At 33.0% G+C, this 13,871-nt stretch carries 19 protein-coding genes; 4 read left to right on the top strand and 15 right to left on the bottom strand.

Annotated elements, in window-relative coordinates:
* Positions 1-51: 51 nt before the first annotated feature.
* From H8K90_RS14810 to H8K90_RS14795, 4 genes are read left to right on the top strand one after another with little or no spacing between them, the layout of a single operon-like run.
* Entirely contained in the window at positions 52-660 is a 609-nt protein-coding gene (locus H8K90_RS14810; RefSeq protein ID WP_186846769.1) for an LUD domain-containing protein, read from the top strand.
* Positions 660-1,481, top strand: coding sequence for a phosphatidate cytidylyltransferase (locus H8K90_RS14805; RefSeq protein WP_186846768.1), 822 nt, complete (start codon positions 660-662; stop codon positions 1,479-1,481). The genes H8K90_RS14810 and H8K90_RS14805 overlap by 1 nt, the downstream gene beginning before the upstream one ends.
* Complete coding sequence (locus H8K90_RS14800; RefSeq protein WP_186846767.1) at positions 1,471-2,124, top strand: phosphatidylserine decarboxylase family protein; 654 nt, start codon at positions 1,471-1,473, stop codon at positions 2,122-2,124. The genes H8K90_RS14805 and H8K90_RS14800 overlap by 11 nt, the downstream gene beginning before the upstream one ends.
* On the top strand, positions 2,121-2,384 hold the full coding sequence (locus H8K90_RS14795; RefSeq protein ID WP_186846766.1) for an acyl-CoA-binding protein: 264 nt from the start codon (positions 2,121-2,123) through the stop codon (positions 2,382-2,384). The genes H8K90_RS14800 and H8K90_RS14795 overlap by 4 nt, the downstream gene beginning before the upstream one ends.
* Positions 2,385-2,389: 5 nt before the next feature.
* Here H8K90_RS14795 and H8K90_RS14790 read toward each other — a convergent pair whose 3' ends face one another.
* The 15 genes from H8K90_RS14790 to rpsE form a co-directional block, all read right to left on the bottom strand.
* Complete coding sequence (locus H8K90_RS14790) at positions 2,390-3,301, bottom strand: dimethylarginine dimethylaminohydrolase family protein (RefSeq protein ID WP_186846765.1); 912 nt, start codon at positions 3,299-3,301, stop codon at positions 2,390-2,392.
* Positions 3,302-3,370: 69 nt separating this feature from the next.
* Positions 3,371-4,657, bottom strand: coding sequence for a citrate synthase (locus H8K90_RS14785; protein ID WP_186846764.1), 1,287 nt, complete (start codon positions 4,655-4,657; stop codon positions 3,371-3,373).
* 170 nt (positions 4,658-4,827) lie between these two features.
* Positions 4,828-6,120: a phosphopyruvate hydratase gene (gene eno, locus H8K90_RS14780; protein ID WP_186846763.1), complete on the bottom strand. Its 1,293-nt coding sequence runs from the start codon at positions 6,118-6,120 to the stop codon at positions 4,828-4,830.
* Positions 6,121-6,341: 221 nt separating this feature from the next.
* Positions 6,342-7,445, bottom strand: coding sequence for a glutamine-hydrolyzing carbamoyl-phosphate synthase small subunit (gene carA, locus H8K90_RS14775; protein ID WP_186846762.1), 1,104 nt, complete (start codon positions 7,443-7,445; stop codon positions 6,342-6,344).
* Positions 7,446-7,538: 93 nt separating this feature from the next.
* Positions 7,539-8,009, bottom strand: a complete 471-nt coding sequence (gene rplQ, locus H8K90_RS14770) for a 50S ribosomal protein L17 (protein WP_186846761.1) — start codon at positions 8,007-8,009, stop codon at positions 7,539-7,541.
* A gap of 113 nt (positions 8,010-8,122) precedes the next feature.
* Positions 8,123-9,115: a DNA-directed RNA polymerase subunit alpha gene (locus tag H8K90_RS14765; protein WP_186846760.1), complete on the bottom strand. Its 993-nt coding sequence runs from the start codon at positions 9,113-9,115 to the stop codon at positions 8,123-8,125.
* A gap of 93 nt (positions 9,116-9,208) precedes the next feature.
* Positions 9,209-9,814 (bottom strand): 30S ribosomal protein S4, encoded by a 606-nt coding sequence (rpsD, locus tag H8K90_RS14760; RefSeq protein WP_186846759.1) that lies wholly within the window; start codon positions 9,812-9,814, stop codon positions 9,209-9,211.
* Between the two features lie 172 nt (positions 9,815-9,986).
* On the bottom strand, positions 9,987-10,370 hold the full coding sequence (gene rpsK / locus H8K90_RS14755; RefSeq protein WP_186846758.1) for a 30S ribosomal protein S11: 384 nt from the start codon (positions 10,368-10,370) through the stop codon (positions 9,987-9,989).
* Between the two features lie 101 nt (positions 10,371-10,471).
* Positions 10,472-10,846 (bottom strand): 30S ribosomal protein S13, encoded by a 375-nt coding sequence (rpsM, locus tag H8K90_RS14750; protein ID WP_186846757.1) that lies wholly within the window; start codon positions 10,844-10,846, stop codon positions 10,472-10,474.
* Between the two features lie 2 nt (positions 10,847-10,848).
* Positions 10,849-10,965: a type B 50S ribosomal protein L36 gene (gene ykgO / locus H8K90_RS14745; RefSeq protein WP_008269159.1), complete on the bottom strand. Its 117-nt coding sequence runs from the start codon at positions 10,963-10,965 to the stop codon at positions 10,849-10,851.
* Positions 10,966-11,018: 53 nt separating this feature from the next.
* Positions 11,019-11,234 (bottom strand): translation initiation factor IF-1, encoded by a 216-nt coding sequence (gene infA / locus H8K90_RS14740; protein WP_007094967.1) that lies wholly within the window; start codon positions 11,232-11,234, stop codon positions 11,019-11,021.
* 78 nt (positions 11,235-11,312) lie between these two features.
* On the bottom strand, positions 11,313-12,674 hold the full coding sequence (secY, locus tag H8K90_RS14735; protein ID WP_186846756.1) for a preprotein translocase subunit SecY: 1,362 nt from the start codon (positions 12,672-12,674) through the stop codon (positions 11,313-11,315).
* A gap of 10 nt (positions 12,675-12,684) precedes the next feature.
* Positions 12,685-13,137: a 50S ribosomal protein L15 gene (rplO, locus tag H8K90_RS14730; protein WP_186846755.1), complete on the bottom strand. Its 453-nt coding sequence runs from the start codon at positions 13,135-13,137 to the stop codon at positions 12,685-12,687.
* Positions 13,138-13,153: 16 nt separating this feature from the next.
* On the bottom strand, positions 13,154-13,333 hold the full coding sequence (rpmD, locus tag H8K90_RS14725; protein ID WP_008269164.1) for a 50S ribosomal protein L30: 180 nt from the start codon (positions 13,331-13,333) through the stop codon (positions 13,154-13,156).
* An 11-nt stretch (positions 13,334-13,344) separates the two neighbouring features.
* Positions 13,345-13,869 (bottom strand): 30S ribosomal protein S5, encoded by a 525-nt coding sequence (gene rpsE / locus H8K90_RS14720; protein ID WP_186846754.1) that lies wholly within the window; start codon positions 13,867-13,869, stop codon positions 13,345-13,347.
* Between the last annotated feature and the right edge of the window lie 2 nt (positions 13,870-13,871).

Here is a 13,871-nt window from a genome sequence, read left to right as displayed (position 1 = left end):
TTTTTTTATATTTGAGAAAATCGCAAAGTTAGGATTAATAGTAACTATTGAATGAGCTTATTTCGTAAATTCTTCGGAAAAAAATCTGATCAGACTGAAGAACACATACCAAATCAAGAGCGTGGCAAATATATGCCAGAAGTTAAGTTGCCTGCTGATGAACGTTTTACCATAAATTTTAAGGCTAATGGAGGAAAATTTCTCTATTGCGAAAATATGGAGGAGGTAAAAGACAGCTTAAATTCTATACTTGACGAAAATAAGTGGCATGACGATAAGGTTTTTCTTATTGATGATCGTTTAACGGAATTATTTAAAGATTTTAATCTCAAAAGCACTAAAAAAGTTACCGAAAGCGCTTATTTTTTATCTACTTGCGAATATTTAATTTCTGATGATGGTTCTTTATTAATTTCATCTAATCAGATTGCAGAAAAAAAATTGATTGAATTACCAGATCATTTTATCATTTATGCTACAACAAGCCAATTTGTAGAAACTATTGGTGAAGGTCTCAAAGGAATTAAAGAAAAAAGTAAAGCTTCAATACCAACAAATATTACTACCATAAAACATTTTAAAACTGATGACGATAAGGATTTTTTAACCTATGGAAGCAGTTCTAAAAACCTATATCTACTTTTATTAGAAGACTTATAATGAAAGAGTTATCCATAAGAGCCATTTCTGGCGTTATTTATGTTTTGTTACTCGTTGGTTCATTATATCTACAAGAGACATCAATCTTATTGTTCGCTATCTTCGGCATATTGAGTCTAATAGAGTTTAGCAATTTAATAAAGCTTAAATCTATTTTTCAGTATATTATATTTGCACTACTTTATGGTACTTTTTGGTATTTCTGCATTCATAGAAATAATATAGCAGGTCATGACGAAGCCATTCAAATTTTATTAGTTATTTCGATCTTTGTGAACCTTATCCTTATTAAAGATTTATTTGCCGAAAATAAGATTCCGCTCTTTCAATCAAAACGTTTTATTACTACTACCTTCTACTTAACTAGTGGTTTTATATTTATGCTTCTTATTGCTAACTATAAAAACAATTTTACTCCCTTATTACTTTTAGGTAGCTTTATTTTAGTTTGGGTTAATGATAGTGCAGCGTACTTAGTTGGTAAAAATTTTGGGAGACAGAAATTATTTCCAAGTGTATCTCCTAAAAAAACAGTAGAAGGCTTTCTTGGTGGATTGTTTTTTGCGTGCCTATCGAGTTATTTTATAGCGACATATACCGAAACATTAGAATTTACTAATTGGCTAATTTTAGCGATAATTATCAGTGTATTAGGAACTCTAGGAGATTTAATTGAGTCAAAATTTAAACGCCAAGCTGGTGTAAAAGATAGTGGTGTTATAATGCCAGGACATGGAGGCCTTTTAGATAGGTTAGATAGTATTATCTTTGCATCACCATTTATTTATTTATTTCTAAGAATTATCAGTTATGTTTCATAAAGAAGGTCATAAAATTATATTTATTACTCTAGTTATAGTGGTTGGTTCATTTTTTTTAATTGATGAATTTGTTACTAACGAATGGCTAAGAAAAGGTCTAATGATTGCAGTTTTGATATTCTTTATCTTAATCCTACAATTTTTTAGAAATCCAAAACGTCACACACATGCCAACCAAAAACAAGCTTTATCACCTGTAGATGGAAAAGTAGTTGTTATTGAAGAGGTTTTTGAAAACGAAGTTTTTAAAGATAAGCGTATTCAGATTTCGGTATTTATGTCACCAATAAATGTGCATGTTACACGTTACCCAATTAGTGGAAACATAACCTATAGTAAATATCATCCTGGAAAATATTTGGTAGCTTGGCATCCAAAAGCCAGTGAAGAGAATGAACGCACCACTGTCGTGGTTGAAAATGAAAGCTTTGGAAAAGTGTTATATAGACAAATTGCAGGAGCACTTGCAAAACGTATAGTTAATTATGCAAAACCCAATACAACCGCTCAACAAGGTACAGATTCAGGATTTATAAAATTTGGCTCTAGAGTTGATTTATTTTTACCTTTAGATGCAGATATAAAAGTAGAACTTAATCAGAAAGTTCGTGGTGGTGAAAGCATCATTGCAGAGATGAAATGAATGAAGAATTAGATATAGAATTTAAAGCTGCTGTAGATCGTGTAAATGACCATACAGAGCCGTTTCCTGCCGATTTCTTGCTTCGTTTATACGCATATTATAAAAAAGCAACCAATAATTATGATCGTCCAAGTAGTCGAAAACCAATTATTAATGCCTTTAAAACTAATGCGCTATTCCAAATACAAAATATTAGCGAAGACGAGGCCAAACAAGAGTATATAAATCTTGTTAATAATTACTTTTTGTATCGGAAGTAAAGGATTTAATCCCTAATCAAAGGCATTGTTGAACAGCGCAACAGCCCTTCTTGTTTTGCTATTTCTGCATAAGGTACTTCTTCTACTGTGAAGCCATTTTCTCGTAACCAAGTGTTTAATCTTGTGAAGTTTTGTTCAGAAATTATAACGTCTTCCGAGATAGAAAATACATTACTATTCATATTATACATTTCTTCTTTTGTAATTTCAAAAATGTTCTCTTTATCAAAGAAATCAACAAGCCATTGGTATTCACTTTCAACTAAAAATCCGTTTTTGTGAATTATAGCTTTATCTTTTCCAATGGGCTGAAAACAGCAGTCTAAGTGTAAAGCATTTTCTTTAGGATCTGTATTAGACTTTCGTAATTCAAAAGCTTTAACAGTTTTATGAGGAAACAACTCTTGTATAGCAATAACCGCATCCATATTGGTACGCGCCGTAATATAATCTGGATAATCTTCACCAGAATATGTGCCAATAAAAATATAATCATTCCACGGCATTACATCACCACCTTCTACATGACATTCTTCTGGGAGAATAATTACTTTATTTTTATCTATTTGATCTATAACATGTTGAATGGCTTGATACTCCCCTTCTCTATCTGGTAAGATATTGGCTTTAATGAGTTTGTCTTCAATAACAAAAGCAATATCTCGTGAGAATATCTGATTATAATCTTTAATAGATTTTGGTCTATAAACAGTAACATCGTACTTTTTAAAAACTTCTGCAACAGCCTCCATTTCTTTAACCATATCACTATCCTTTGGATAAGTACCAGCCTTTATATGCTCAATAGATTTTGGATCATAGGCTTCATCAATTGTAGGTATAGGTCCATTGCTTTCTGCAGTTCCTAAAACTACTGCCCTTAGTCGAGATGTTTCGTTTTGTATATTTAGTTTCATGAGCTTCGAAAATACAAAAAAGCCTCATAAAATTTATGAAGCTTTTTAATAATGTTTATACGGTTACAATTACCTTTTTTCAATTGATTTAAAAGGTCTATATGTTTCACCTGTATATAATTGTCTTGGGCGACCTATTGGCTCTTTACGTAAACGCATTTCTCTCCATTGTGCAATCCAGCCTGGTAAACGTCCTAATGCAAACATTACTGTAAACATTTCTACAGGAATACCCATCGCTCTATAAATGATGCCAGAGTAGAAATCTACATTTGGATATAATTTTCTATCTACAAAATAAGGATCTTCTAAAGCTTCTTTTTCTAATCCTCTTGCAATATCTAAAATAGGATCTTCAACACCTAAATCACTTAGTACTTCATTTGCAGCAACTTTTATAATCTTAGCTCTTGGATCAAAGTTTTTATAAACACGATGACCAAAGCCCATTAAACGGAATGGATCATTCTTATCTTTGGCTTTAGCCATATATTTTTTAGTATCACCACCATCTTCTTTAATAGCCTCAAGCATTTCTAATACAGCTTGATTGGCTCCTCCATGCAATGGACCCCAAAGTGCAGAAATACCTGCGGCAAGGGAAACGAATAAACCTGCGTGAGACGAACCAGTGATTCTTACAGTTGATGTAGAACAATTTTGTTCGTGATCTGCATGTAAAATTAATAATTTGTCTAATGCGTTAATTAAAATTGGGTTCTGCTCATAATCACTTGTAGGGTTTTTAAACATCATTTGTAAAATGTTCTCAACGTAACCTAAAGATGAGCTACCATAATCTAATGGCATACCATGCTTTTTGCGCATGGTCCAAGCTACTAAAATTGGAAACTTACCTAAGATTCTAACGATGGCATTATACATTTCTTCTTCAGAATCTACATTTACCGAGGTAGGGTTAAAAGCAGTTAACGCGCTAGTTAAAGATGCCAAAACTCCCATTGGATGAGCAGATTTTGGGAATGCATCTAAAATCTTTTTGATATCATCATCTACAACCGAATGCGATTTTATATCTGCATGAAATTTGTCTAATTGCTCTTGTGTAGGAAGCTCACCAAATATTAATAAATAAGCTACTTCCAAAAAATCTGCCTTTTCTGCAAGTTCTTCTATAGAATAACCTCTATATCTTAATATTCCTTTTTCACCATCTAAAAAAGTAATTGCACTTTCGCAACTTCCGGTATTTTTATAACCAGGATCGAGTGTTATTACACCTTTAGTTGAGCCACGTAAAGCTTTAATATCAATTGCAACTTCATTTTCTGTACCAGTTATAACCGGAAACTCGTATTTTTCACCATTAATTTCTAAGATAGCTTTATCTGACATGTTTATATATAATTTTTTAGTTTTTAAGGATTGTAAATTTACGAAATATCAAACGATTTCGAAAGTGTATTTATAATCGTTTTAACAATTGTAATATTGCTATTTTCTATATAAAACAAAAGCGATTACTTTAAACAAGTAATCGCTTTTAAAATTTTAGTTGAAGTATTTTATTTCACCTTAAAGGCATTCTCTTTGGGAAAATAAGCTACATCACCTAATTCTTCTTCTATACGCAATAATTGGTTGTATTTTGCCATACGATCACTACGCGAAGCAGAACCTGTTTTTATTTGCCCTGTATTTAATGCCACAGCTAAATCTGCAATAGTATTATCTTCTGTTTCACCAGATCTGTGAGACATTACAGATGTATAACCAGCATTATGCGCCATGTTTACAGCTGCAATCGTTTCAGTTAACGTACCTATCTGGTTTACTTTAATTAAAATTGAGTTTGCAATACCTTCAGAAATACCTCTTCCTAAACGTTCTACATTAGTTACAAATAAATCGTCACCAACTAATTGTACTTTATCACCGATTTGTTCAGTTAAATATTTCCAACCTTCCCAATCGTTCTCGTCCATACCATCTTCAATAGAAATGATAGGGTATTTAGATGCCAATTCAGCTAAATAATCTGCCTGTTCTTTACTTGTACGCACTTTGCCAGAGTCTCCTTCAAAAATAGTGTAATCGTATTTTCCATCTTTGTAAAATTCTGCAGCAGCACAATCTAAAGCTATCATAACATCATCACCTAACGTATAACCTGCGTTAGAAACGGCTTTACCAATAGTATCTAATGCATCTTCAGTTCCTCCTGCTAAATTCGGAGCAAAACCACCTTCATCACCTACAGCTGTACTCAAGTTTCTATCGTGTAGCACTTTTTTAAGGTTATGGAAAATCTCTGTACCCATTTGCATAGCGTGCGTAAAGTCTTTCGCTTTTACTGGCATGATCATAAATTCTTGAAATGCAATTGGTGCATCACTATGAGAACCACCATTTATGATATTCATCATTGGTACAGGCAGTGTATTAGCAGAAACTCCACCAACATATCTGTATAAAGGCATACCTAATTCATTGGCTGCAGCTTTAGCACATGCTAAAGACACTCCTAAAATGGCATTTGCACCTAACTTAGATTTGTTTGCTGTACCATCTAATTCTATCATCATTTGATCGATAGCATTCTGCTCAAACACAGAAACACCAAGTAATTCTTGAGCTATTATAGCATTAACATTTTCAACAGCTTTTAAAACTCCTTTACCCATGTAAGTGTCTCCACCATCTCTTAACTCTACAGCTTCGTGTTCTCCGGTAGAAGCACCAGAAGGTACGGCTGCTCTTCCCATTATACCATTTTCTGTAGTAACATCTACTTCTACAGTTGGATTTCCTCTAGAGTCTAAAATTTGTCTTGCGTGTACATTAATTATAATGCTCATTGTTATTTTTTTAAGTTATTTATAAATCTTTGACCAAAAAGCTTTAATAGTGAAAAGCACTTCGGCTACGTTCAGCGTGACTAACCGTACTGGTTAGTCAAAATTACGAAAATCTATAGTTTCAAACAGTACAATAATTATATTTATGACTAATCCTTACTATAATGTTTTCGTAATTAAAAAAACGCAATAAAACTTGAGTTTTATTGCGTTTTCTGTATTTAGTTATTCTTTATATTCTCTATAAACTGGTCAAATAAATAGACCGAATCATTTGGTCCAGGACTTGCTTCTGGGTGATATTGAACTGAGAAACAATTTTTGTCTTTTATCTTAATGCCTGCAACTGTATTGTCATTAAGATGTACATGTGTAATTTCTACATTAGCATTAGCTTCCGTTTCTTCTCTGTTAATCGCAAAACCATGATTTTGTGATGTAATTTCACCTTTACCTGTCAATAAATTCTTTACAGGATGGTTAATACCTCTATGACCATTATGCATTTTATAAGTAGAAATTCCGTTTGCTAAAGCAATCACTTGATGCCCTAAACAGATACCAAACAAAGGTTTATTCTTAGCTATAATTTCCTTTGCTACAGCCTGTGCTTCAACCAAAGGTTCTGGATCTCCAGGTCCATTAGACAAGAAGTAACCATCTGGATTAAAAGCTTCTAAATCTTCAAACTTAGAATTATATGGAAAAACTTTAATGTAAGCATCGCGCTTTGCTAAGTTTCTAAGAATGTTCTTTTTAATTCCTATATCTAATGCTGCTATTTTATAGGTGGCGTTTTCATCACCAAAATAGTACGGTTCCTTGGTTGAAACTTTAGATGCTAATTCTAAACCTTTCATTGAGGGAACTTCAGCCAGTTGCTTCTTTAAACTTTCTATATTATCTACTTCTGTCGAAATTACAGCATTCATTGCACCATTATCTCTGATATAACTAACCAATGCTCTCGTATCTACATCTGAAATGGCTAACGTATTATGCTTTTCAAAATAATCTTCTAATGAAGCATCACCAGCTGGCCTTGAATATTCGAAGCTAAAATTTTTACAAATTAAACCGGCTATTTTAACAGTGTTAGATTCATTTTCATCTTCTTTAGTGCCATAGTTTCCAATATGCGCATTAGTGGTTACCATTAACTGACCGTAATATGAAGGGTCCGTAAAAATTTCTTGATAGCCTGTTGTACCAGTATTAAAACATACTTCACCAAAAGCAGAACCTTCTTTGCCAATAGACTTACCATAGAAAATGGTTCCATCAGCCAAAAGAATAAGTGCTTTTTTTCTTTGTTTGTATTTCATTTATAGTGTTTAAAAAGGTTTTACAAAATTCCAAAAAAAAAGGATAAACTGAAATAGTTTATCCTTGATATTTATTAATGCTTATTAACATTTTTATTCTTCTTCGTTAGTAGCTTTTGACTCCACTGGTGGAGTTGTAGTAGCTTTCTTGCCACCTCTTCTACTTCTACGAGTTTTCTTTTCTGGCTTACCAGCAGTGTAAAGCTCATTATAGTCAACCAACTCAATCATTGCCATATCAGCGTTATCACCAAGTCTGTTTCCTAATTTGATGATACGTGTGTATCCTCCTGGACGATCACCAATCTTAGCAGCTACATCTCTAAACAATTCTGCAACAGCATCTTTTTGTCTTAGTTTAGCCATTACAATACGTCTGTTGTGCGTTGTATCTGTCTTTGATTTTGTAATCATTGGTTCTACAAACTGCTTTAAAGCTTTTGCTTTAGCAACTGTTGTATTAATACGCTTATGCTCAATTAATGAACAAGCCATATTAGCTAACATAGCTTTTCTATGTGCTGTTTGTCTTCCTAAGTGGTTGAATTTTTTTCCGTGTCTCATGACATTTGTTTTATCATCTTGCTACCAAACTCTTTTTTGAGGAGCAAAATATGATTAATAATTAATTTTATAATTAGAATGAGATTCCTGCTTTCGCAGAAATGACAAACTAATTAGTCTTTATCTAATTTATATTTACTTAAATCCATTCCGAAGTTAAGACCTTTTACATTTACCAGTTCTTCTAGTTCAGTTAAAGATTTCTTACCAAAGTTTCTGAATTTCATTAAATCATTTTTGTTGAATGATACTAAATCACCTAAAGTATCTACTTCTGCAGCTTTTAAACAGTTAAGTGCACGTACAGAAAGGTCCATATCAACTAATTTAGTTTTCAATAGTTGTCTCATGTGAAGTGATTCTTCATCATACGTTTCGGTCTGTGCAATTTCATCAGCTTCTAAAGTGATACGCTCATCAGAGAATAACATGAAGTGGTGAATTAATATTTTAGCGGCTTCAGTTAAAGCATCTTTTGGATTGATTGATCCATCAGTTTGAATTTCGAACACTAATTTTTCGTAATCCGTTTTTTGCTCTACACGGAAGTTTTCAATACTATATTTTACATTCTTTATTGGAGTGTAAATAGAATCTGTAAAAATTGTTCCGATTGGTGCAGACGCTTTTTTGTTTTCTTCAGCAGGAACATATCCTCTACCTTTTTCGATAGTAAGTTCCATGTTGATGTTTACTTTAGGATCTAAGTTACAAATAACTAAATCTGTATTTAATACTTGGAAACCAGAAATAAACTTCTGAAAATCACCAGCAGTAATTTGATCTTGTCCTGAAATAGAAATAGTAACTGTTTCGTTATCTACTTCATCAATTTGACGCTTAAAGTTAACTTGCTTTAAGTTCAAAATCATTTCAGTAACATCTTCAACTACACCAGAAATTGTAGAAAACTCATGATCTACACCTTCTATTCTAACTGAAGTGATTGCAAAACCTTCTAAAGAAGATAATAATACTCTACGTAATGCATTACCTACTGTTAATCCGTATCCTGGTTCTAAAGGTCTGAATTCGAATTTACCTTCGAAATCAGTAGAATCAATCATGATTACTTTATCTGGTTTCTGAAAATTTAATATTGCCATATTGTCTTCGTTTTAATTGTTATTTGGTTGCGCGATTTATAAGTTTGAAGACCACTAATAAATCCTTTGGCCAAATACCAATATGATTAATTATTATTTAGAGTAAAGTTCAACGATGAATTGCTCGTTGATTTGTTCTGGAATTTGAATTCTCGCAGGTACAGAAACATATGTTCCTTCCATTGTATCGTTATTCCAAGTAATCCATTCGTAAACATTACTAGAATTAGCTAATGAATTTTGAATAGCTTCTAATGATTTAGATTTTTCTCTAACACCAACTACATCACCAGCTTTTAATTGGTAAGAAGGTACATTTACCTTTTGACCATTTACTGTAATGTGTCTGTGAGATACTAACTGTCTAGCACCACTACGTGTTGGAGCAATACCCATTCTGAAAACCACATTATCTAAACGCGATTCACATAATTGAAGTAATACTTCACCAGTAATACCCTGAGCAGCAGTTGCTCTTTTAAACATGTTTCTAAATTGCTTTTCTAAAACACCGTAAGTGTATTTAGCTTTTTGCTTTTCCATTAATTGGATAGCATATTCAGATTTTTTACCTCTTCTCTTGTTAGCTCCGTGCTGTCCAGGAGGGTAATTTCTTTTTTCGAAGGCTTTATCATCTCCGAAGATCGCTTGTCCGAATTTACGAGCGATTTTTGTTTTAGGACCAGTATATCTTGCCATTTTAAATTTGTTTTGAGAGTGATTATAAAATTAAGGTCTTAATCTTATCCTTTTATAACTGTTAACCTCTCGTTGATACTTGTTAATTATTTTTTTCAGTTTGCAAATTTACATATAAAAAATTAATATCAACCATATAAAATAGTTGATATTAACTCATTAGATATATAAATTATACTCTACGTCTTTTTGGTGGGCGACAACCATTGTGAGGTTGTGGTGTAACATCAATGATTTCTGAAACTTCAATACCAGCATTGTGTATAGACCTAATCGCAGATTCTCTACCATTACCTGGACCTTTTACATATACTTTTACTTTCTTTAATCCAGCTTCTTTTGCAACAGCTGAAGCATCTTCAGCAGCTAATTGAGCAGCATAAGGAGTATTCTTTTTAGAACCTCTAAAGCCCATTTTACCAGCTGATGACCATGAAATTACATCACCTTTTTTATTTGTTAAAGATACGATGATGTTGTTAAAAGATGCCGTTATATGAGCTTCTCCTATTGCATCAACAATTACTTTTCTTTTTTTAGTACTTGACTTTGCCATGTTTACTTTTAGTTTTTAGTATTAGTTAATAGTCGCTAGAATCCTAAACCGTTAAATTTCAAACAGATTCTTTCCAACGTCTAAAGACTAAAGACTATTTATTATTTAGTTACTTTTTTCTTGTTAGCAACCGTTTTTCTTCTACCTTTTCTTGTACGAGAGTTGTTCTTAGTACGTTGTCCTCTTAAAGGAAGACCTGCTCTATGACGAATACCTCTGTAACATCCAATATCCATTAATCGCTTAATGTTCATTTGCGTTTCAGAACGTAATTCACCTTCGATTTTAAATGTACCAACAGCTTCACGAATCGCTCCGATTTCGTCGTCAGTCCAATCTTGTACTTTTGTGCTCTCATCAACTTTAGCAGCAGCTAAAATTTCTTTTGCTCTACTTCTACCTACTCCGTAGATATAAGTTAAAGAGATTACTCCTCTTTTGTTTTTTGGTATGTCTACACCTGCAATTCTTGCCATAATTACCCTTGTCTTTGTTTGAATCTAGGATTCTTTTTGTTAATGACGTAAAGTCTACCTTTTCTGCGCACAAGTTTACAGTCTGCGCTTCTTTTCTTTACTGATGCTCTTACTTTCATCTTGTTTTGTTTATTACTACTATAGTAAGACGGAACCTTTCGGTTTCATCATATTAGTATCTATAAGTTATGCGAGCCTTTGTTAAATCGTAAGGACTCATTTCTAATTTCACCTTATCACCCGGTAATAATTTAATATAATGCATACGCATTTTACCAGAGATATGTGCAGTCACTATATGACCATTTTCTAATTCTACACGAAACATAGCATTTGATAATGCTTCTATAATTGTTCCGTCTTGTTCTATTGCTGCTTGTTTTGCCATAATATATTTTTAGTATTCAATCTTCAGCTAGCAAATACCTTGCCTAAATTTTGAGATTGAGATCTAAACCTGTTTTTCTTATTGCGCCACTGCTTTTCTATTCTTACCCGTTTTCATCAAACCATCATAATGCTTATTTAACAAATAAGAATTAATCTGCTGCATTGTATCAATAGCTACACCAACCATAATTAATAGTGATGTACCGCCAAAGAATAAAGCCCAACCTTGTTGCACATTCATTAACTTAACAATAAATGCAGGGAAAATTGCAACCAATGCTAAGAAAATAGAACCTGGTAAGGTAATTTGTGACATAATTTTATCTAAATATTCAGAGGTTTCAGATCCTGGACGTATTCCTGGAATAAATCCACCACTACGTTTTAAATCATCTGCCATTTTATTAGTAGGTACCGTAATTGCCGTATAGAAATACGTAAATATTATAATTAATAAAGCAAATACTAAATTGTACCAAAAACCGAATATATCTTGAAAATTAGTTACCATCCATTGACCAGCTGCAGAATCCTTCATGAAAGAAGATCCACCAATTAATCCTGGTACAAACATAATAGCTTGTGCAAATATAATTGGCATTACACCAGAAGCATTAAGCTTTAATGGTAAAAACTGACGCGATCCAAAAACATTCTTCTCATAACCTCCAGATGCAGTTCTTCTTGCATACTGAACAGCAATTTTACGCACGGCCATAACTAAGAATACTGATGCTAATATGATTAAGAACCAAATTACCAATTCTATTAAGATCATCATAAATCCACCATTCCCAGCTGTTCTAGATGCTGCATTTTGAATAAATGATGAAGGTAAAGTAGCAATAATACCAACCATAATTAATAATGAAATACCATTACCAATACCTTTATCTGTAATTTTTTCTCCTAGCCACATTGCAAATACACAACCTGTAACTAAAATAACTACTGATGAAAAGTAAAAGATATTTTCACTAAAACCTGGCACTAACATAGCGCTCATAGATGACGTTCCTGATAATGCAGGTACACTAGCCAAATATCCTGGTGCTTGTACTAAACAAATACCAATCGTTAACCAACGTGTAATTTGCGTAATTTTCTTTTGACCACTAGCACCTTCTTTTTGAAGCTTTTGCAAATAAGGAATCGCAATACCCATTAATTGAACAACAATAGAAGCAGAAATATAAGGCATAATACCTAATGCAAATACAGAGGCATTCGCAAAAGCACCACCAGTAAAAGCGTTTAATAAACCTAATAATCCTCCTTGAGTCCCATCTTGTAAAGCACCTAATGCATCTATATTGATACCAGGTAATACAACCTGAGCACCAAAACGATACACTAATAATAATCCTAAGGTTAGAATAATTCTATCCTTAAGTTCAGTGATTTTCCAGACGTTTTTTAATGTTTCTATTATCTTCATCCTTGATATCTTATAAAGTTACAGCTTCACCACCAGCAGCTTCAATAGCAGCTTTTGCTGTAGCAGTAAATTTATGAGCAGTTACTGTTAATTTAGCTTTTAATTCACCTCTACCTAAGATTTTAACTAGATCATTTTTTCCAGCTTTACCTAATGATAAAAACGTTTCAAAATCTACAGTATCCTTAATTTTCTTTTCATCCACTAACTGTTGTAAAGTGTCCAAGTTTATACCTTGATACTCTACTCTATTAATGTTAGTAAATCCAAATTTAGGTACACGTCTTTGTAAAGGCATTTGTCCACCTTCAAATCCTAATTTCTTAGAATAACCTGAACGTGACTTAGCACCTTTGTGTCCTCTTGTCGCAGTACCACCTTTACCAGATCCTTGACCACGTCCAACACGCTTTCCTTGATTTTTTACTGAACCTTCTGCAGGTTTTAAATTACTTAAATCCATTGTTAAGTGTATATTTTTAAGCTTCTTCTACAGAAACTAAGTGTTCAACTTTCTTCACCATACCAAGAATATTTGGTGTGGCATCGTGCTCTACAACTTGACCAATCTTTTTTAAACCTAAAGCTAATAATGTTAACTTTTGTCTTTTAGTACGATTGATTGCGCTTTTTACTTTCTTTACTTTAATCTTTGCCATCTTGTCCTTGATTATCCGTTAAATACTTTTTCAAGAGAAATACCACGTTCTTTAGCTACAGACTTAGCATCTCTTAATTGCAATAAAGCATCAAAAGTTGCCTTTACTACGTTATGAGGGTTAGATGATCCTTGAGACTTAGATAATACATCATGTACACCTACTGCTTCAAGTACTGTTCTAACAGCACCACCAGCAATAACTCCTGTACCAGGTGCAGCTGGGATTATGTTAACTCTAGCTCCACCAAACTTTCCTTTTTGCTCATGTGGTAATGTTCCTTTTATAATAGGAATTCTTACTAAGTTTTTCTTAGCATCTTCAACAGCTTTAGCAATTGCAGTGGCAACATCTTTAGATTTACCTAAACCTTGTCCTACAACTCCTGCTTCGTCACCTACAACAACAATAGCAGAAAAACCAAATGCTCTACCACCTTTTGTTACTTTAGTTACACGCTGTACACCTACTAAACGGTCTTTTAAATCTAATCCGCCTGGTTTTACTAATTCTGCGTTTTTATATTTTTGATACATAA

This window comes from Winogradskyella echinorum, assembly GCF_014297365.1.
GTDB classification, from domain to species: Bacteria; Bacteroidota; Bacteroidia; order Flavobacteriales; family Flavobacteriaceae; genus Winogradskyella; species Winogradskyella echinorum.
Note: the sequence above shows the minus strand (reverse complement) of the source record. Positions and strands in the feature narration are given on the sequence as shown.